Below are 19620 nucleotides of genomic sequence, written 5' to 3' on the forward strand. Positions count from 1 at the left end.
ATTGCGCCATGGCTGATCAACCGCCCTTGGCGTAGTTGTCCCAGATATGGATCGCCGCGTAGGCGCGCCAGGGGCGCCAGGATTCGGCACGCAACGTCAGGGCCTTGGCCGTCAGGCCATCCAGCCCCCACAGCGGGGCCTTGAGCAGGCCCAGATCCGCGGCGGGAAAGGCGTCCGCCTCGCCGAAACCGCGCAGCGCGATGTATTCGGCCGTCCACGGGCCGATGCCTGGCAGTTCGCACAGGCGCCGGACCAGGGCGTCGGCGCCGTCCTCGACATGCAATTGCAGCGCGCCTTCGGCCACTGCCGCGGCGAGGCGGCGCAGCGCCTGTGCGCGTCGGGTGGGCATACCGATGTTCTCCAGCGGATCGTCGGCGATCGCCTGGGGTGTGGGGAACAGCAGATGCAGCCCGGGCGGGGCGTCCGCCAGCGGCTCGCCGAGGCGTTCCAGCAGGCGCCGGGTGATGGTCACCGCCGCCTTGACCGTCACCTGCTGGCCGACCACCGCGCGCACCGCCTGCTCGAACGGATCGTAGGCCGCCGGCAGGCGCAGCCCGGGACGGGCGGCGACCAATGGCCCCAGCAGCGGATCGGCGGCGAAATGCCCGGCGATGGCCTGCGGATCGGCATCGAGATCGAACATCTTGCGCACCTTGCCGACCAGCACTTGCTGGCCCGGCTGCAGCGAATCGCTGAGCGTCAGTTCCAGCGCCGGGCGATCGGCCAACGGCCGTACACTGAGCCAGCCGCTGACAGTGCCGAGGCGCAGGCTGCGGCTGTAGCGCTCGGCGTCCAGCCGTTCTACGCCGGGAAGCAGGCGCAGGGCGAAATGGTGGTGGAACTGTTGCCAGTCCCAGGGTTCGAGGTAGGGCAGGTGCAAGGGTTCGGTCATGTGCAGACCCTAGCGGTTGGGCTGCGGCTTGTCGCCCCAAAGTGTGCTTTCAAACCCGCGTGGTTCCCCCTGTAACACCGGCCAACGTAGAATGCGCGTCCTTTTCCATGGGTGGCCGACAGGCGCTACCCGTCACGCCAGCCAGCTACCAGGCCGTTGAATTCCCTGTGTTTTCGGCCGCCTGCCAAGGGAGACTCCCTATGAGCGACTATCAGGAAACTCTCTACGAGGGATACGGCCAGCGGTTCCGGATGGACAAGCTGCTGCACGAAGTGCGTACCGAGCACCAGCACCTGGTGATCTTCGAGAATGCCCGCATGGGCCGCGTGATGGCGCTCGATGGCGTGATCCAGACCACCGAGGCCGACGAGTTCATCTACCACGAGATGCTCGCCCACGTGCCGATACTCGCCCACGGACTGGCGCACCGCGTGCTGATCATCGGCGGCGGCGACGGCGGTATCCTGCGCGAAGTCGTCCGTCATCGCGACATCGAGCGCATCACCATGGTCGAGATCGACGGCACCGTGGTGGAGATGTGCAAGACCTTCCTGCCGAACCATTCCGCCGGCGCCTTCGAGGACCCGCGGCTGAACCTGGTGATCGACGATGGCATGCACTTCGTCGCCACCACCGAAGAGACGTTCGACGTCATCATCTCCGACTCCACCGACCCCATCGGCCCGGCCGAAGTGCTGTTCTCGGAGAACTTCTACCAGGCCTGCCGCCGCTGCCTGAACGAGGGCGGAATCCTGGTCGCCCAGAACGGCACGCCGTTCATGCAACTCGGCGAGGTACAGACCACCGCCAGGCGCATGCATGGGCTGTTCGCCGACTGGCACTTCTACCAGGCGGCGGTGCCGACCTATATCGGCGGCGCCATGACCTTCGCCTGGGGCGCCTGCAATGCCGAGAGCCGCAAGCTGCCGCTGGAAACCCTGCTGCAGCGCTTCGCCGGCAGTGGCATCGTCACTCGCTACTACAACCCGCACGTCCACCTGGGCGCGTTCGCGCTGCCGCAGTACGTGCTGCAGGCGATCAACAAGCCCAGCAACGATTGATCCGTTCGTGATGGGCGTCTCATAACGGGGCACCCACAGGATCCAGCTCATGCGGCCCGCCCGGAAACGGTGCGGGCCGCTTTCGTTCCATCTCCAATTCCTTGTTCTAAAAGGGGTATTCGGCGTGGCGCGAGCTTTGCACTGTCGTTGGGCAGGTTACTGTCCGAGGGCTCCGCATGGACCGCGTTTTCTACGATGAGATGCACGACGCGCACGGCGCATGCCGCCCGCACTACCGGGCCTTCTCGGCCTGGCTTTCCGATACGCCGGCCGAGGTGCTGGCACAACGGCGGCGCGAGGCGGATCTGCTGTTCCATCGCGCCGGCATCACCTTCACCCTGTATGGCGACGAGCAGGGCACCGAACGGCTGATCCCCTTCGACACCATTCCGCGCTCCATCCCGATGAGCGAATGGCGCACCGTGGAGCGCGGCTGTATCCAGCGGGTGCAGGCGCTCAACCTGTTCCTCGCCGATCTCTACCACGGGCAGCGTATCCTCAAGGCTGGGGTCATCCCGCCGGAACAGGTGCTGGCCAACGAGGGCTACCAGCCGGCGATGCAGGGGCTGGACCTGCATCGCGACACCTATGCGCACATCGCCGGGGTCGACCTGGTGCGCGACGGCGACGGCACCTACTACGTGCTCGAGGACAACCTGCGCACGCCCAGCGGGGTCAGCTACATGCTCGAGGACCGCAAGATGATGATGCGGCTGTTTCCCGAGCTGTTCGCCGCGCAGCGCATCGCGCCGATCAACCATTACCCCAACCTGTTGCTGGAAACGCTCAAGCATTCCAGCCCGCTGGACAATCCCTGCGTCGTGGTGATGACGCCCGGGCGCTTCAACAGCGCCTTCTTCGAACACGCCTTTCTCGCCCGCGAGATGGGCGTGGAACTGGTCGAGGGTGCGGACCTGTTCGTCCGCGACGAGCGCGTCTACATGCGCACCACCGCCGGCGCGCGCCAGGTCGACGTGATCTACCGCCGGCTCGACGACGCCTTCCTCGACCCGCTGGCGTTCAACCCCGATTCGGCGCTGGGCGTGCCCGGCCTGCTGTCGGCCTATCGCGCGGGCAACCTGGTGCTGGCCAACGCCATCGGCACCGGGGTGGCCGACGACAAGTCGATCTATCCGTTCGTGCCGGACATGATCCGCTTCTACCTGGACGAGGAGCCGATCCTCGCCAATGTGCCGACCTGGCAATGCCGCAAGCCGGAGGAATTGTCCCACGTGCTGGCACACCTGCCGCAGCTGGTGGTCAAGGAAACCCAGGGCTCCGGCGGCTACGGCATGCTGGTCGGGCCGGCGGCCAGCGCGAAGGAGATCGAGGCCTTCCGTGCCCGGTTGAAGGCCAATCCCGGCGCCTATATCGCCCAGCCGACCTTGAGCCTGTCGACCTGCCCGACCTTCGTCGAGAACGGCATCGCTCCGCGCCATATCGACCTGCGTCCGTTCGTGCTCAGCGGCCGGGAGACCCGTCTGGTGCCCGGCGGGTTGACCCGCGTGGCGCTGCGCGAGGGCTCGCTGGTGGTCAATTCGTCGCAGGGCGGCGGCACCAAGGACACCTGGATCGTGGAGGATTGCTGAATGCTGAGTAGAACCGCGGCCGATCTGTACTGGATGTCCCGCTACCTGGAACGCGCCGAGAACATGGCGCGGATGCTGGACGTCAGCTATTCGCTGTCGCTGATGCCGCAGGACGGCCGTGGCGACGGCCTCGACGAACTGGCCATGCCGCTGCTGATCACCGGCACGCTGGACGATTACCTGGCGTGCCACGGGCAGCTCAACGCCGAGCGCATGCTGCACTTCTTCGCCCTCGACGAAGACAACCCGGCGAGCCTGTTCAACTGCCTGCGCCTGGCGCGCAGCAACGCCCATGCCGTGCGCGGACGCATTACCTCGGACATGTGGGAGAACATCAACGCGGCCTGGCTGGAGATGCGCGGCATCGCCGAACAGGGCCTGGGGCGCTATGGCATCAGCCGTTTCTGCGAATGGGTCAAGGAGCGTTCGCACCTGTTCCGCGGCGCCACCGTCGGCACCATCATGCGCAGCGACGCCTACCGCTTCATCCGCCTGGGCACCTTCATCGAACGCGCCGACAACACCCTGCGCCTGCTCGATGCCCGCCACGAACTGCTCGGCGAGGAAAGCGAGAACCTCGACGACCGCTCGGCGCGCGCCTACTACCAGTGGAGCGCGCTGCTGCGGGCGCTGTCCTCGTTCGAGGCCTTCGCCGAGATCTACCGCGGCTCGCCGCGCACCGCCAAGGTCGCCGAGCTGCTGCTGTTGCGCGCCGACGTGCCGCGCTCGTTGCGCGCCTGCCTGGTGGAGCTGCAACTGATCCTCGCCAGTCTGCCGGGGGACAACGGCCGTCCGGCGCAGCGCCTGGCCTCCGAGCTGGAGGCGGGCCTGCGCTACACCAGCATCGACGAAGTGCTGGAAATCGGCCTGCACGACTGGATCACCGCCTACGTCGAGCAGGTCGGCCGGCTGGGCAACGCCATTCACTCTGCCTACCTGGAGGCCGCATGAAGCTATCCATCAGCCATGACACCAGCTACCGCTACCAGGACCAGGTGCGCGCGAGCATCCAGTACCTGCGCCTGACGCCCCAGCAGAGCCAGCGCCAGCGCGTGTTCAGCTGGGAACTGGAACTGCCGCGGCCAGCGCGGGCGCAGCGCGACCCCTACGGCAACGTGCTGCACGTGCTGACCCTGGACGAGCCGCACGATGAGATCGTCATCCGCGCCCGTGGCCAGGTGGAAATCGACGAAGCCTGCGAATGCGAGGCCGAGGACGGCTCGCCGTTGCCGTTCCTGCGCGCCAGCCCGCTGACCCAGGCCGACGATGCCCTGGCCGAGTTCGCCCGCCGCCAGTGCGGCAGCCGCCACGGGCGCGACGGCCTGGCCGGGCTGATGCACGCACTGGCCGACCACATGCTCTACACTCCAGGCGCGACCCAGGTGGAAAGCACCGCGGCGCAGGCCTTCGCCGGTGGCGCCGGGGTCTGCCAGGACCATAGTCATGCCTTCATCGCCTGCGCCCGTAGCCTGGGGATTCCGGCGCGCTACGTATCCGGCTACCTGCTGACCGACGACAGCGACCATCTGGCCAGCCATGCCTGGGCCGAGGCCTGGATCGACGGGCAGTGGTACAGCTTCGACGTCTCCAACCGGCTGCTGCGCCCGGACCGGCACCTGAAGCTGGCGGTGGGCCTGGATTACCTCGATGCCTGCCCGGTGCGCGGCATGCGTCGCGGTGGCGGCGGCGAATCGATGCATGCGCGGGTGCAGGTCATGCCGATGCAGATGGGCCAGCAATGATCGTGCGCCGCTCCGGCTTGCGGCGGGCGGCGGTTGGGTTACCATCCGCGCGCCGCCTGCGGCAGCTCCTCATCCACTAGAGCCACACGAACCATGACCTACTGTGTCGCCATGAACCTGGCCGATGGGCTGGTGTTCGTTTCCGATTCGCGGACCAACGCCGGCGTCGATCACATCGCCACCTTCCGCAAGCTCTACCGTTTCGGCATTCCCGGCGAGCGGCTGATCGTGCTGCAGACCGCCGGCAACCTGGCCACCTCCCAGGCCGTGGTCAGCCTGCTGCGCCAGCGCCTGCTGGGCGAGGGGCCGAACCTGCACAACGTGCCGACGCTGTTCGCGGCGGCGCGCCTGGTGGGCGATACGCTGCGCGAAGTGGTCGAGCACGACGCGTCGCCGAGCATGGCGTCGGGGATCGACATGAGCAGCTCGTTTCTGGTCGGTGGGCAGATCGCCGGCGAGGCGCCGCAACTGTACAACCTCTATCCGCAAGGCAACTTCATCTGCGCCACGGTCGACACGCCCTATTTCCAGATCGGCGAGAGCAAGTACGGCAAGCCCATCCTCGACCGCGCGCTGCGCCACTCGACGGCGCTGGAGCAGGCCCTGCGCTGCGCGCTGATCTCCTTCGACTCGACCATCCGCAGCAACCTCTCGGTGGGCATGCCGCTGGACGTGCTGGTCTACCGCAGGGACAGCCTGCAGCTGCCGGACGGCTATCGGGTCGAGGAAGGCGATGCCTACTACGAGGACATCCGCGGGCAGTGGTGCAGCAACCTGCGGCGCATGCTGGTTGAACTGCCGGCGGCACCGGGGTTCTATCTGGATTGAGAGGCTGCTTCGCGGCGGCCGTCGATCTGGCGGGCAGGCGCGCTGCCCGTGCAACCGGTCTGGCGGCCTGCTAGCTTGTCATTGTGGGCATGGGAGGATGCTCGCGCCGTTTCGCTTCACGCAGTCGCGACCCGTTTGCCCGATGTCTCGACGCCGGGGCCGATCTCCCGCTGAGCACGTGGCAAATACCATCCACGCTTGAGAGGAGGTTGTTTCATGAGTACCACCTTCCACGAGGATGTCAGCAGCACCGTCCTGCGCAGGATGAAGGAGGGCGGCTTCGATTTCGCCCGCGTGCACCCCATCGACTTCTACGCGGTCTTCCCGGAGCAGGACCGCGCGCAAATGGCCGCGCGCAACTTTCGCGGCGAAACCATCAATACGCAGATATTTCCCCGCGAGGACGGCGCCTGGAACCTGCAGGTCAGCAAGGTGATGTACGCGACGTTCGACGGCATCGGTGATTTCGAACAGGATCTGGAGGACCTGGTCGAGCCCCTGGGCGGCGTGCTCGATGGCTGGGGCGTCACCCAGGAGATCGAAGAGCGGAACCTGTAGCGTCGCCGTGATTTGGCGACGCAGTGTGTAGGTTGGGTCGGGGCGCGTAGCCTGAGGAGCGAAGCGACGAAGCCCAACACGTTCGTGCCGATCCCCGTTGGGCTTCGCTGCGCTCGGCACCAACCTGCCGCGTTATCGGATCGCCCGCGCCTCGTTCAATCCCTCTTGAAACCGCTTTGCAGCGCCTGGTCCCACGGCGGGACCGGGCCGAAGCGGCTTTTCAGGAATTCCAGCAACAAGCGGCTGCGCGAGTCGGCCTCGCGGGTCAGGCGCAGGGCATAGATGCCGCTGGCTTCCGGTTGCGGCAGGCCGCCTTCGCAGAACAGCGACAGCAGTTCGCCGCGCAGCAGGTAGTCGCTGATCAGCCAGGTCGGCAGGTGGGCGATGCCCAGCCCCGCCAGGGCGCCGGCCAGCAGTGCCTCGGCATTGTTGGCGACCATGCGCAGACGGCGCGGGCGGAACGCCTGCGTCCGGCCGTCCCTCGCGAAACGCCAGGCATGTGGCGGTGCCAGGGCATCCCAGTCCAGGCCATCGTGTTCGAGCAACTCCTCCGGCCGGGTCGGCATGCCGCGCCGTTCGAGGTAGGCCGGGCTGGCGCAGACGATGCGTACCATGGGCGCCAGCGGGGTGGCGACCAGGCGGGTATCGGCCAGTGGGCCGATGCGCAATACCAGGTCGACCTCGCCCAGGTGCTCGCCGTGCAGGTCGACGAAGCTGTCGATCAGCCGCAGCTGGATATCCACGCTTGGATAGGCCTGGAGAAACTCGGCCAGGGCCGGTGCCAGGTGCCGACGGCCGAACGGCGCGGGCGCGTCGATACGGATGCGGCCTTCCGGGGTGCTGTCCAGCGATGCGGCTTCGGCGCGGGCCAGGTGTAGCTCCTGCACGATCCGCCGCGCCCGCTCGGCGAAGGCCAGCGCCGCCGGCGTCGGCCTGACGGCGTGGGTGCTGCGGCTGAACAGCAGGCAGCCCAGCGATTTCTCCAGTGCGTCGATGCGTCTGGCGACAGCCGAGGGGGTCAGCGCATGGCGGCGCGCGGCGGCGGAGAAGCTGCCGGCGTCGAGCACGTCGATGAACAGGCTGAGCTGGGCGGAGAGTGCATCGGGTTGCATTCTTTTTCCTGTGCTTGTGCGGATCAGGCAAAGCCATTTTGCGTGGCTTTGCATGTCGGCGCTAGCCGCGAGCGCGTAGCATGGCCGCCTTCGTCATGGCTAGGAGTACGGGGGCATGCTGCTGGATATCGGACTGAATGTGCTGCTGGGGCTGGCGTTGGGCACGCTCGGCGGGCTGTTCGGCATCGGCGGCGGGCTGATCGCGATTCCGGTGCTCGGCGTGCTGTTCGGGCTCGACCAGCAACTGGCCCAGGGCACCGCGCTGGTGATGGTGGTGCCCAACGTGCTGCTGGCCATCTGGCGCTATCACCAGCGCAACCGCATCGACTGGCGCCATGCCGGGGCGCTGGCCGGCGCCAGTTTCTGCTTCGCGATCTTCGGCGCGGCCATCGCGGTCTCGCTGGATGCGGGGCGCATGCGGCTGATCTTCGTCGGCTTCCTGCTGGTGTTGGCAGCCTATACCCTGCTGCGGGTGTTCCTGCGCCCGGCGGCCGGTAACGGCGAGCTGCGCCATCCCTGGCCCTGGCTCGGTGTGCTGGGCGCCTTTGCCGGTGCGCTCGGCGGGTTGTTCGGTGTCGGCGGCGCGGTCATCGCCACGCCGGTATTGACCTCGATCTTCGGCACCTCGCAGGTGGTCGCCCAAGGCCTGTCGCTGGCACTCGCCGCGCCCAGCACCGGGGTGACGCTGGCCACCTACGCGTTGCACGGCCAGGTCAACTGGCTGCTGGGGTTGCCGTTGGCGGTCGGCGGGCTGCTCAGCATAAGCCTCGGCGTGCGACTCGCCCACGCCTTGCCGGAGCGCCTGCTGCGCGTGCTGTTCAGTGGATTCCTGGTGCTCAGCGCGGTGCTGCTGGCCTTCGAGACCTGAACCGGGGAGCGCCTGGATGCTGGTGCGCGTTGGGCTTCGGCTCGACGCGCCTCAACCCAACCTACGCCATTGCATGCGTAGGTTGGGTTGAGCGCCAGCGAAGCCCAACACGCGATACTCGAACGCGGCTATGCCAGCAGCCAGCCGCCGATACCGCCGGCCAGCACCACCAGCCAGGGCGGCAACTTCCAGAACATCAGCGCTGCCAGGGCCAGCAGCGCCAGGGCGAAATCCCCGATACCCTTGATGGCACTGGTCCACACCGGGTCGTAGAGAGCCGCCAGCAGCAGGCCGACCACAGCGGCATTCACTCCGGCGAGCGCCGCCTGGGCATGCCGGCTGGCGCGCAGGCGCTCCCAGAAAGGCAGTGTGCCCACCACCAGCAGGAACGATGGGGCGAATACCGCCACCAGGCACAAGCCGGCACCGAGCCAGCCGCTGGGCGCGCCGTTCATCGAGGCGCCGAGAAAGGCGGCGAAGGTGAACAGCGGCCCCGGCACCGCCTGGGCCGCACCGTAGCCGGCGAGGAAGGTATCGTTGTCGACCCAGCCGCTGGGCACCACTTCGGCCTGCAGCAGCGGCAGGACCACATGGCCGCCGCCGAATACCAGCGACCCGGTGCGATAGAACGCATCGACCATTGCCAGTGCCTGGCTCTCCACGCTCCGGGCGAGCACGGGCAGAGCGAGCAGCAGTACGGCGAACAACCCCAGCGATAGCAACGCGCTGCGCCCGCCGATGGCGATGGGCAGCGGCGCATGCGTGCTCTTCGGTTCGGGGTGCAACAGCAGCAGGCCGATCGCCCCGGCCAGCACGATGACACCGACCTGGCCCCAGACGAAAGGCAGCAGCAGGACGGCGATGGCCGCGGCAACGGCCATGGCGATGCGCGGGGCATCGGTACACAGCGTGCGCGTCATGCCCCAGACGGCCTGCGCGACGACCGCAACGGCGACGATCTTCAGGCCTTGCAGCACACCGCCCGGCAGCGCTTCGGCCCAGGAGGTGATACCCAGCGCGAACAGCACCAGCGCAATGGCCGAGGGCAGGGTGAAGCCGGCCCAGGCCGCCAGGGCCCCTCGATAGCCGCCGCGCAGCAGGCCGATCGCCAGGCCCACCTGGCTACTGGCGGGGCCGGGCAGAAATTGGCAGAGCGCGACCAGATCGGCGTAGCTGTGCTCGTCCAGCCAGCGCCGGCGGCGGACGAATTCTTCGCGGAAATAGCCGAGATGGGCCACCGGACCGCCGAATGAGGTCAGCCCCAGGCGCAGGAAAATTAGAAACACGGTCCAGGGGCCGAGCCTCGGGGTTTCGCCGGAATCGTGCGGGACAACGGGCATGTATCGAGCTACCGGATGGAGTGAGCGGGCACGCGGACCAGGCGAGTCTAGCCGCTGCGTGTGACGAACGGATTACTCGCTGGTGTGCGACCAGGCCGGCACGCGTGGCCACTCATCGGACACCAGGAACAAGCGCTCCTGTTCGAGCCAGTCACCCGTGGCTGTCGTCTCCACGCGAGCCAGCAGCTGGGCCCGGGCTGTGGCCGGCTGCGTGGCGAGCCAGGCGGCGAAACGGTCGCTTTGCCATAGCTGCGAGGCCTCCATGCGCGCCGGCGCCAGCCAGGCGGGGCGGGGCAGCGGCAGCCAGCGCGCATCGGGCATTCGCGCCTGGTAGCGGGACCACTGCGCCTGGCGCAGCCAGCGGCCGCGCAGATAGGCCGGATTCGCACCCTGCGGCGCCGTGCAGCCCTGCGGCCAGGGCTCGAACAGGTAGCCGCCGAGCCAGAAGCTGCTGTGCACCGGACTGCGGGTCAGTTCGCCGAGCACCGCCAGCGCCTGTGGGCGGCTTGCCAAGGGCAACTGGTGCCGACACAGGTGATCGAGCTTGATATCGAGCCGGTCGTGGCTCCCCGGCCCGAGCCAGTGGGCGTGCTGATGGCCGTCGTGCCGATCCAGCCCCAGGTAGAACTTCACGGCCAGTTCCAGGTGCTGTACGCCTTCCGGATCATGCAGCAACAGGTCCAGTTCGCCGAGGGTATGCCCGGCCTGGCGGATCGGCAGGTTGGCGGCGAGCAACTGGATGTCCGGCGCCTCGCTGAGGATGAATTGCCAGAGGCGTTCGTAGTACAGCCCCAGCCGGCGAATGCTGCTGCGGCCCAACCAGGATTCGAGCAGCGAGGGGGCCGCGTCCTGGCGCAGCAGCCAGTCGGCCAGCAGGCCCGGTTCGCGGCCCCAGCGACTGGCCGCGAGCGGATGGCGTTGCGTGCGGGGCGCCTCGCGCAGCAGCGGCGGAGCGAGAATCGTCCAGGCGAGGTCGCGCACCTGCGGATGCTGGAGTCGGGGCAGAAGCTCGGCGAGATCGGGGAGGTTCATGCCAGCAGCATAGCTGAGCGGCATGCTCGAGGAGCGTTTGCCGCTGCTTCGCGGTTTCGCCCATAATTCGGCGATTTTGAACAGCCGCGCCGACCACGCGCTCTAAGCGATTGGCACAATGGCGACGCTGCGCGCGACGTTCAGCGTCCCGCGCATACACCGCACTCCGCATCCGTGCGCCTTTCGGCAGCCACATCAGGGAGCCCCAATGGAGCAATTCCGCAATATCGGCATCATCGGCCGCCTGGGCAGCTCCCAGGTGCTGGACACCATTCGCCGGCTGAAGCGCTTTCTCGTCGAGCGCCACCTGCACGTGATCCTCGAGGAGAACATCGCCGAGGTGCTGCCCGGGCATGGCATGCAGACCTCCTCGCGGCAACGGCTGGGCGAGTCCTGCGACCTGGTGATCGTGGTCGGCGGCGACGGCAGCCTGCTCGGCGCCGCCCGGGCGATGGCGAGGCACCGGGTGCCGGTGCTGGGGATCAACCGCGGCAGCCTGGGCTTTCTCACCGACATCCGCCCGGACGAGCTGGAGGAGAAGGTCGCCGAGGTGCTCAACGGCCAGTACACCCTGGAAAACCGCTTCCTGCTCGAGGCGCAGGTGCGCCGCCTGGAGGAATCCATCGGCGAAGGCGATGCGCTCAACGATGTGGTGCTGCACCCGGGCAAGTCGACCCGGATGATCGAGTTCGAGCTGTACATCGACGGCCAGTTCGTCTGCAGCCAGAAGGCCGACGGCCTGATCGTCGCCACGCCCACGGGTTCCACCGCCTATGCCCTGTCCGCCGGCGGGCCGATCATGCACCCGCGGCTGGACGCCATCGTCGTCGTGCCGATGTACCCGCACACGCTGTCCAGCCGGCCGATCGTGGTGGACGGCAACAGCGAGCTGAAGATCGTGGTGTCGCCGAACATGCAGATCTACCCGCAGGTGTCCTGCGATGGCCAGAACCACTTCACCTGCGCGCCGGGCGATACCGTCACGGTGCGCAAGAAGCCGCAGAAGCTGCACCTGATCCATCCGCTGGACCACAACTACTACGAGGTCTGCCGGACCAAGCTCGGCTGGGGCAGCCGCCTCGGCGGAGGCGATTGATGCAGCTCGATCCCCAACGCGGCTACGACCTGATCGGCGATGTGCATGGTTGTGCCCACGCGCTGGCGCGTCTGCTGGAGGGCCTCGGCTATCACCGCCAGGCTGGCATCTGGCGCCACCCGCGACGCCAGGCGGTCTTCCTCGGCGACATCATCGACCGCGGCCCGCACATCCGCGAGGCGCTGCACCTGGTGCATGACATGGTCGACCACGGCCAGGCCCATTGCATCCTGGGCAACCACGAATTCAACGCCCTGGGCTGGTACATGCCGGCGCCGCCCGGTAGCGGCCGGGCGTTCGTGCGCGATCGTTCGCCGCGCTTCGCCCGGCTGCTGCAGGAAACCTTCCAGCAGTTCGAGCATCATCCCGCCGAGTGGCAGGCCTTTCGCGACTGGTTCTACGAGCTGCCGCTGTACCTGGAGAACGAACGTTTCCGCGTGGTGCACGCCTGCTGGGACGGCGATGTGATCGCCCGACTGCGTACCTTCCTCGACGAGGGACGGATCAACCCGGCGATCCTGCGCGAGGCTGGCCTGCCCGGCAGCTTCATCTGCCAGGCGCTGGACCGCCTGCTGCGCGGCACCGACATGCCGCTGCCGCAGGGCATGACGCTGACCAGCGAGGAAGGCTTCGTGCGGACCTTCTTCCGCACCAAGTTCTGGGAAGAGAACCCGCAGACCTACGGTGACGTGGTTTTCCAGCCCGGCGGCTTGCCGGAACATGCGGCGCGCCTGCCGCTGTCGCAGCAGCAGAAGAACCGCCTGTTCCTCTACGGGCCGGACGAACCGCTGCTGTTCGTCGGCCATTACTGGCGCCGCGGGCAGCCGGGGCCGCTGCGCGACAACCTGGCCTGCCTGGATTACAGCGCGGTGAAGAACGGCAAGCTGGTGGCTTATCGGCTGGACCAGGAAACCCGCCTGGACCCAGCCAAATTCGTCTGGGTCGACGTCCGCGCGGTGTTCCGGTGAGTGCCGCCGTGGCCGAGGCCCTGCGCCTGCCGTTGTCGGAAGACCTGAGTGGCTTCATCGCCCTGCTGCAGCGCCTGCGGGTGCCTTGCCGGGTCTCGGAGGAAGGCGACCAGCAGGTGCTGCGGGTGCCGGCCGCGGTGGTCGAGCAGGTGCGTGATCTCTATGCGCGCTACCCCGCTGGCGACAGCACGCTGGTCGCCGAGCAGCCGGCCCGCCGTCGCGGTGGCCTGGGCACGGCGCTGCGGGCGAATCCCTTCACCTCGGCGATCCTGCTGCTGACACTAGTCGTCGCGGGGCTTACCCTGCTCGGCGAGAATTTCACGGTGATCCGCTGGCTGACCTTCACGGACTTCCGCATCGATGGCGAATACGCCTATTTCGCCACGCTCGAGCAGGGGCTCGCGGCGGGGCAATGGTGGCGGTTGATCACGCCGATCTTCGTGCACTTCGGCATCCTCCACCTGGCGATGAACGGCATGTGGTACTGGGAGCTGGGGCGGCGCATCGAATTCCGCCAGGGCGCCTGGATGCTGCTGGCGCTGACCCTGCTGTTCGGCCTGGTTTCCAATTTCGCCCAGTACCTGTTCGGCGGCCCGGGTATCTTCGGCGGGCTGTCCGGCGTGCTCTACGGTCTGCTCGGCCATTGCTGGCTGTTCCAGAAGCTCGCCCCGGACAACGCCTACCGGCTGCCGCCAGGCGTGGTGGTGCTGATGCTGATCTGGCTGGTGGTGTGCCTGAGCGGGGTGATCGAGGTGCTGAGTTTCGGCACGCTGGCGATCGCCAATGCCGCGCACGTCGGCGGGCTGGTCGCCGGTTGCGTCACCGGCATCATCGGCGGGTTGCTGGCGCGCAAGGCGAGCGGGCGGTAGCGGCGCCGCCTTTCGGCAATGCTTTGAACTTTTGGCAGTCCTGCCGCCTGCAATCGCTGCGAGGGCGTGCCTCCCACAGGGTTCGGTGTGCACCTACCGCTTTTGTGGGAGGCCCGCCCTTGGGGCGATGTTCCTCTCCGATGCAAGACACCCCGATGCTTCCAGCTTCCAGCCTGAAGCATGCCGCTATTTTCCGCTAGAATGCCGGCTCGTTTCCCTGGGAGCTGGCCATGTCGTCCTTTATCCAAACCGCCGAAAACATCACCCCCGAAATCTACGCGAGCCTCAAGCAGGCCATCGAACTGGGCAAATGGGCTGACGGCCGCAAGCTCACGCCCGAGCAGAAGGAAACCTGCATGCAGGCGATCATCGCCTGGGAAATGAAGAATCTTCCGGAAGAAGAGCGCACCGGTTACATGGGCGGGGCGGAGTGTGGCTCCAAGAGCAAGAAGGCCGAGGCGCCCATCGATACCAGCCTGTTCGCACCCGCTTCCGGAACGCGCCACTGATGCTGGAACTCGGACGCGGTGCGCTGGAGAAGATGTCGGTTCAGCTCGAATCGGGCGTGCCGGTGCAGTACGCCTTTCGCCTCGGTGAAGGGCTGGTGCCGGTCAATCCGCTGATCGGCAAGACCCTGCGCCTGGAGTACCTCGGCGCCATCCATTGCAGCCATTGCGGGCGCAAGACCAACAAGAGCTTCAGCCAGGGCTATTGCTACCCTTGTTTCAAGAAGTTGCCGCAGTGCGACACCTGCATCGTCAGCCCGGAGAAATGCCATCACGAACTGGGCACCTGCCGCGATCCGGACTGGGGTACGCAGTTCTGCATGACCGACCACGTGGTCTACCTGGCCAACTCCTCGGGCATCAAGGTCGGCATCACCCGCGCCAGCCAGCTGCCGACGCGCTGGCTCGACCAGGGCGCGAGCCAGGCGCTGCCGATCATGCGGGTGGCGACCCGGCAGCAGTCAGGCCTGGTGGAGGACCTGCTGCGCAGCCAGGTGGCCGATCGCACCAACTGGCGCGCGCTGCTCAAGGGCGATGCCGAGCCGGTGGACCTGTTCGAGACCCGTGAACGCATCTTCGACGCCTGCGCCGAGGGCCTGCGCTACCTGCAGCAGCGTTTCGGCCTACAGGCGATCCAGCCGCTGAGCGATGCCGAGGTGGTGGAAATCCGCTACCCGGTGGAGGCCTACCCGACCAAGGTGGTCAGTCTCGATCTGGACAAGACACCGGTGGTGGAGGGCACGCTCAAGGGCATCAAGGGTCAATACCTGATCCTGGATACCGGCGTGATCAATATCCGCAAGTTCACCGCCTACCAGGTGGTCGCCAGTGCCACTGCGTAGGGTGGATAACGCTTTGCTTATCCACCGATAACAGGCTCAAGGATGAGCGAGTGGCCTGGAACAACAGCGTGGAAAAGGCTGCGCCGTTTTCCACCCTACAAGTCACCCGCGACAGACGTTAAGCTCGAACCATTCGCAGCCCGGCCCACGGGGCTGGCACCATCGCCACTTTCCCGCTTGAAGCTTGCCGCTTGAAGCTCAGCCGACGAGGTTTCCATGCGCACCGAACAACCGAAAGTCATTCATCTGAAGGATTACCAGGCGCCCGAGTACCTGATCGATGAAACCCACCTGACCTTCGAGCTGTACGAGGACCGCACCCTGGTGCATGCCCAGCTGGTGATGCGCCGCAACCCCGAGCGCCCGGCCGGCAAGCTGCCACCGCTGGAGTTGCATGGCCAGGAGCTGGAACTGCTGTCGCTTGCGCTGAACGACCGTGAGCTGGGCCTGGGCGACTATCAGCTCGGCGAGGATTGCCTGACCCTGCAGCCGGACAGCGACGCCTTCGTCGTCGACAGCAGCGTGTGCATCCACCCGGAACGCAACACCGCGCTGGAGGGGCTGTACAAGTCCGGCGGCATGTTCTGCACCCAGTGCGAGGCCGAGGGCTTCCGCAAGATCACCTACTACCTCGATCGTCCGGACGTGATGAGCAAGTTCACCACCACCGTGAGCGCCGAGCAGAAGACCTATCCGGTGCTGCTCTCCAACGGCAATCCGATCGCCAGTGGCAGCGAGGACGATGGCCGTCACTGGGCGACCTGGGAGGACCCGTTCAAGAAGCCGGCCTACCTGTTCGCCCTGGTCGCGGGCGACCTCTGGTGCGTCGAGGACAGCTTCCGCACGATGAGCGGGCGCGATGTGGCGCTGCGCATCTACGTCGAGCCGGAGAACATCGACAAGTGCCAGCACGCCATGGACAGCCTGAAGAAGTCCATGAAGTGGGACGAGGAGGCCTACGGTCGCGAGTACGACCTGGACATCTTCATGATCGTCGCGGTCAACGACTTCAACATGGGCGCGATGGAGAACAAAGGCCTCAACATCTTCAACTCCAGCGCCGTGCTGGCCCGCGCCGAGACCGCCACCGATGCCGCGCACCAGCGCGTCGAGGCGATCGTCGCCCACGAGTATTTCCACAACTGGTCGGGCAACCGCGTGACCTGCCGCGACTGGTTCCAGCTGTCGCTGAAAGAGGGCTTCACCGTCTTCCGCGACTCGCAGTTTTCCGCCGACATGAATTCGCCGACGGTCAAGCGCATCGAGGACGTCGCCTACCTGCGCACCCACCAGTTCGCCGAAGACGCCGGGCCCATGGCGCATTCGGTGCGTCCGGAATCCTTCATCGAGATCTCCAACTTCTACACCCTGACCGTCTACGAGAAGGGCGCCGAAGTGGTGCGCATGATCCAGACGCTGCTGGGCGCCGAGGGCTTCCGCAAGGGCAGCGACCTGTACTTCGAACGCCACGACGGCCAGGCAGTGACCGTCGACGATTTCGTCAAGGCCATGGAAGACGCCAACGGCGTCGACCTCAGCCAGTTCAAGCGCTGGTACAGCCAGGCCGGCACGCCGCGCCTGTCGGTCAGCGAGCACTACGATGCGGCCGCGCAGACCTACCGTCTGACCTTCCGCCAGAGCTGCCCGCCGACGCCGGGCCAGCCGACCAAGGAGCCCTTCGTGATTCCTGTGGCGCTGGGGCTGCTGGCCGCCGATGGTCGCGAACTGCCGTTGCGGCTGCAGGGCGAAGCGGCCGCTGGCGGCACTTCGCGCGTACTGGCGGTCAGCGAAGCCGAGCAGAGCTTCACCTTCGTCGACATCGCCGAGCAGCCGCAGCCGTCGCTGCTGCGCGGCTTCTCCGCGCCGGTGAAGCTGGAATACCCCTACAGCCGCGACCAGTTGATGTTCCTCATGCAGCACGATTCCGACGGTTTCAACCGCTGGGAGGCCGGCCAGCAGCTGTCGGTGCAGGTGCTGCAGGAACTGATCGGCCAGCAGCAGCGCGGCGAGCCGCTGGTCATGGACGAGCGTCTGCTCCAGGCGCTGCGCAGCGTGCTGGTGAACGAGGTACTCGACGCGGCGATGGTCGCCGAGATGCTCTCGCTGCCGAGCGAGGCCTATCTCACCGAGATCAGCGAGGTGGCCGACGTCGATGCCATCCACGCCGCCCGCGAGTTCGCCCGCAAGCGCATCGCCGATGCGCTGTTCGAGCCGCTCTGGCAGCGCTATCAGGCCAACCGCGAGCAATCGCGGCAGACGCCCTATGTGGCCGAGGCCAGCCACTTCGCCCGCCGTGCGCTGCAGAACATCGCCTTGTCCTACCTGATGCTCGGCGAGAAACCGCAGGTGTTGCAGGCTTGCCTGGAGCAGTTCGAGCAGGCCGACAACATGACCGAGCGCCTCACCGCGCTGGCGGTGCTGGTCAACTCGCCGTTCGAGGCCGAGCGCGACAAGGCGTTGCAGGCCTTCGCCGAGCACTTCAAGGACAACCCGCTGGTCATGGACCAATGGTTCAGCGTGCAGGCCGGCAACCCCTTGCCCGGCGGCCTGGAGCGCGTCCAGCAGCTGATGAAGCACCCGGCGTTCACCCTGAAGAACCCGAACAAGGTCCGCGCGCTGATCGGCGCCTTCGCCAACCAGAACCTGGTCAACTTCCACCGGGCAGATGGCGCGGGCTACCGCTTCCTCGCCGAACAGGTGATCGTGCTCAACGCGCTGAATCCGCAGATCGCCTCGCGCCTGCTGGCGCCGCTGACCCGCTGGCGCAAGTACGATGCTGCGCGCCAGGCGCTGATGAAGCATGAGCTGGAGCGCATCCTGGCCTCCGGCGAGCTGTCCAGCGACGTCTACGAAGTGGTGAGCAAGAGCCTGGCCTGAGGTTCGCTCCGGCAGTTGAGGGTGAGCCGGGTGGCCGGCTTCTTCCTCGGTGGGCTGAGCCCACGGGATTTGTAGGCTTGGGGACGCCCAGGCCTTGCTGGCGATCATCGGCGTTACGGCGATCGCCAGTCAGCTGGCTACAGCGGCGGTGTGCGCACGCCGTCTCTGCGTGATGGCCTTTCGCTCCATCAGCGTCGCTGATCGGCCGATAATCATCGGTTGAGAGTTAACAAAACATAACGTCCGGCCAATTGTAAGCGCTCGATAAAGCTGGCTAGCATGGCTGCGCCTGCCACAACAGGCCTTACCTAATAAGAATAAAGGGGGTATGTATGAGTGAGCCCGTTCTGCGGCGCACACTATCCGGCCGTGCGGTGGTCGCAACCCACCTCGGGGCATCGCGCTTTCATTCGTCGCTAGCCAGTGTGCTCTCGCTCTGCGGTGTCGTCTCGCTTCTGCTGCTGGCCACGGCACCGGTGGCGGTGCAGGCCGCTACGGACACTCAGACGCGCTACTCGATCGAGTCGGCAAAAGCCGTTTCCACTCTTCTTCTCGATATCACCCAGGCCGGCGAACGCCTTGTCGCCGCGGGGGATCGTGGCCACATTCTCTATTCCGATGACGCGGGCAGGAGCTGGACCCAGGCCAAGGTGCCGACCCGCCAACTGCTGACCGCCGTCGACTTCGCCGACGCCAAGCACGGCTGGGCGGTGGGGCACGATGCGCTGGTACTGGCCACCACCGATGGCGGTGAAAGCTGGACGGTGCAGTACGAGGAGCGCGAGCGCGAGGCGCCATTGCTCGACGTCTGGTTCGAGAACGAGCGGCACGGCATCGCCGTCGGCGCCTACGGCGCGCTGATCGAAACCACCGATGGCGGACAGAGTTGGGACGACATCAGTGAACGGCTCGATAACGAGGACGGCTTTCACCTGAACGCCATTGCCCACATCGAAGGCTCCGGCCTGTTCATTGTCGGCGAGATGGGCGGCATGTTCCGCTCCAGCGACCTGGGCCAGACCTGGGAAACGGTCGAGTCGCCTTATCAAGGCTCGTTCTTCGGCGTGGTCGGCGGCTCCGAGCCCGGCGTGGTGATTGCCTTCGGCCTGCGCGGCCACCTGTTCCGTTCGGACGATTTCGGCGATAGCTGGAACCCGATCGAGCTCAGCAATGGCAACGGCTACGCACTGGAGTCCGGCCTGGCCGACGGCAGCCTGCTGAGCGATGGGCGCATCGTGGTGGTCGGGCATGGCGGCGTAGTGCTGACCAGCAACGACCAGGGCCGCACCTTCAAGGTCTATAGCCGGCCCGATCGTCGTTCGCTGTCGGGCGTCACCTCCGTTTCGGAAGGCAACCTGATCCTGGTAGGGCAGGGTGGTGTGCGCATCGCCTCGCCATCGGGCGCGGATCTGGCCCCAAAACAATAAGCCGGGAGAGTTT

Annotated in this window: 18 protein-coding genes; 14 read left to right on the forward strand and 4 right to left on the reverse strand. The window is 66.7% G+C overall.

Annotated elements, in window-relative coordinates; genetic code table 11:
• Positions 1-16: 16 nt before the first annotated feature.
• Complete coding sequence (locus CXK94_RS06725; protein ID WP_102893723.1) at positions 17-892, reverse strand: DNA-3-methyladenine glycosylase family protein; 876 nt, start codon at positions 890-892, stop codon at positions 17-19.
• Between the two features lie 200 nt (positions 893-1092).
• Here CXK94_RS06725 and speE point away from each other — a divergent pair, with 200 nt between their 5' ends.
• The 6 genes from speE to CXK94_RS06755 all read left to right on the forward strand — a co-directional run bounded on the left by speE (position 1093) and on the right by CXK94_RS06755 (position 6670).
• The gene (speE, locus tag CXK94_RS06730) at positions 1093-1953 is read left to right on the forward strand and encodes a polyamine aminopropyltransferase (protein ID WP_102893724.1); all 861 of its coding nucleotides are present in this window, start codon (positions 1093-1095) and stop codon (positions 1951-1953) included.
• A gap of 176 nt (positions 1954-2129) precedes the next feature.
• On the forward strand, positions 2130-3542 hold the full coding sequence (locus CXK94_RS06735; protein ID WP_102893725.1) for a circularly permuted type 2 ATP-grasp protein: 1413 nt from the start codon (positions 2130-2132) through the stop codon (positions 3540-3542).
• On the forward strand, positions 3543-4493 hold the full coding sequence (locus CXK94_RS06740; protein ID WP_102893726.1) for an alpha-E domain-containing protein: 951 nt from the start codon (positions 3543-3545) through the stop codon (positions 4491-4493). It abuts the gene before it with no gap.
• Positions 4490-5284, forward strand: coding sequence for a transglutaminase family protein (locus tag CXK94_RS06745; RefSeq protein ID WP_102893727.1), 795 nt, complete (start codon positions 4490-4492; stop codon positions 5282-5284). The genes CXK94_RS06740 and CXK94_RS06745 overlap by 4 nt, the downstream gene beginning before the upstream one ends.
• A 93-nt stretch (positions 5285-5377) precedes the next feature.
• Complete coding sequence (locus tag CXK94_RS06750) at positions 5378-6112, forward strand: proteasome-type protease (protein ID WP_102893728.1); 735 nt, start codon at positions 5378-5380, stop codon at positions 6110-6112.
• A 216-nt stretch (positions 6113-6328) separates the two neighbouring features.
• The gene (locus CXK94_RS06755) at positions 6329-6670 is read left to right on the forward strand and encodes a ribonuclease E inhibitor RraB (protein WP_102893729.1); all 342 of its coding nucleotides are present in this window, start codon (positions 6329-6331) and stop codon (positions 6668-6670) included.
• 155 nt (positions 6671-6825) lie between these two features.
• On the opposite strand, the gene CXK94_RS06760 is transcribed toward CXK94_RS06755, so the two are convergent.
• Positions 6826-7782, reverse strand: coding sequence for a LysR family transcriptional regulator (locus CXK94_RS06760; protein ID WP_102893730.1), 957 nt, complete (start codon positions 7780-7782; stop codon positions 6826-6828).
• 115 nt (positions 7783-7897) lie between these two features.
• Between CXK94_RS06760 and CXK94_RS06765 the strand changes: the two genes are divergently transcribed.
• Entirely contained in the window at positions 7898-8650 is a 753-nt protein-coding gene (locus CXK94_RS06765) for a sulfite exporter TauE/SafE family protein (protein ID WP_102893731.1), read from the forward strand.
• Positions 8651-8778: 128 nt separating this feature from the next.
• On the opposite strand, the gene chrA is transcribed toward CXK94_RS06765, so the two are convergent.
• Positions 8779-9990: a chromate efflux transporter gene (gene chrA, locus CXK94_RS06770; RefSeq protein WP_102893732.1), complete on the reverse strand. Its 1212-nt coding sequence runs from the start codon at positions 9988-9990 to the stop codon at positions 8779-8781.
• A 72-nt stretch (positions 9991-10062) separates the two neighbouring features.
• Entirely contained in the window at positions 10063-11022 is a 960-nt protein-coding gene (locus tag CXK94_RS06775; protein ID WP_102893806.1) for a DUF1853 family protein, read from the reverse strand.
• A gap of 208 nt (positions 11023-11230) precedes the next feature.
• Here CXK94_RS06775 and CXK94_RS06780 point away from each other — a divergent pair, with 208 nt between their 5' ends.
• From CXK94_RS06780 to CXK94_RS06810, 7 genes are all read left to right on the forward strand, one after another.
• Positions 11231-12118, forward strand: a complete 888-nt coding sequence (locus tag CXK94_RS06780; RefSeq protein ID WP_037036952.1) for an NAD(+) kinase — start codon at positions 11231-11233, stop codon at positions 12116-12118.
• Positions 12118-13086, forward strand: coding sequence for a metallophosphoesterase (locus CXK94_RS06785; protein WP_102893733.1), 969 nt, complete (start codon positions 12118-12120; stop codon positions 13084-13086). The genes CXK94_RS06780 and CXK94_RS06785 overlap by 1 nt, the downstream gene beginning before the upstream one ends.
• The gene (locus CXK94_RS06790; protein ID WP_102893734.1) at positions 13083-13955 is read left to right on the forward strand and encodes a rhomboid family intramembrane serine protease; all 873 of its coding nucleotides are present in this window, start codon (positions 13083-13085) and stop codon (positions 13953-13955) included. The genes CXK94_RS06785 and CXK94_RS06790 overlap by 4 nt, the downstream gene beginning before the upstream one ends.
• 230 nt (positions 13956-14185) lie before the next feature.
• The gene (locus CXK94_RS06795; protein ID WP_102893735.1) at positions 14186-14464 is read left to right on the forward strand and encodes a YeaC family protein; all 279 of its coding nucleotides are present in this window, start codon (positions 14186-14188) and stop codon (positions 14462-14464) included.
• Complete coding sequence (locus CXK94_RS06800; RefSeq protein ID WP_102893736.1) at positions 14464-15303, forward strand: DUF2797 domain-containing protein; 840 nt, start codon at positions 14464-14466, stop codon at positions 15301-15303. Before CXK94_RS06795 ends, CXK94_RS06800 begins: the two co-directional genes overlap by 1 nt.
• A 216-nt stretch (positions 15304-15519) precedes the next feature.
• A complete protein-coding gene (gene pepN / locus CXK94_RS06805; protein WP_102893737.1) occupies positions 15520-18180 on the forward strand; it encodes an aminopeptidase N in 2661 nt (886 codons plus the stop codon).
• Positions 18181-18605: 425 nt separating this feature from the next.
• A complete protein-coding gene (locus CXK94_RS06810) occupies positions 18606-19607 on the forward strand; it encodes a WD40/YVTN/BNR-like repeat-containing protein (protein ID WP_256046063.1) in 1002 nt (333 codons plus the stop codon).
• Positions 19608-19620: the final 13 nt, after the last annotated feature.

It is taken from the genome of Stutzerimonas stutzeri, assembly GCF_002890915.1.
In the GTDB taxonomy this organism is placed as follows: domain Bacteria; phylum Pseudomonadota; class Gammaproteobacteria; order Pseudomonadales; family Pseudomonadaceae; genus Stutzerimonas; species Stutzerimonas stutzeri_AF.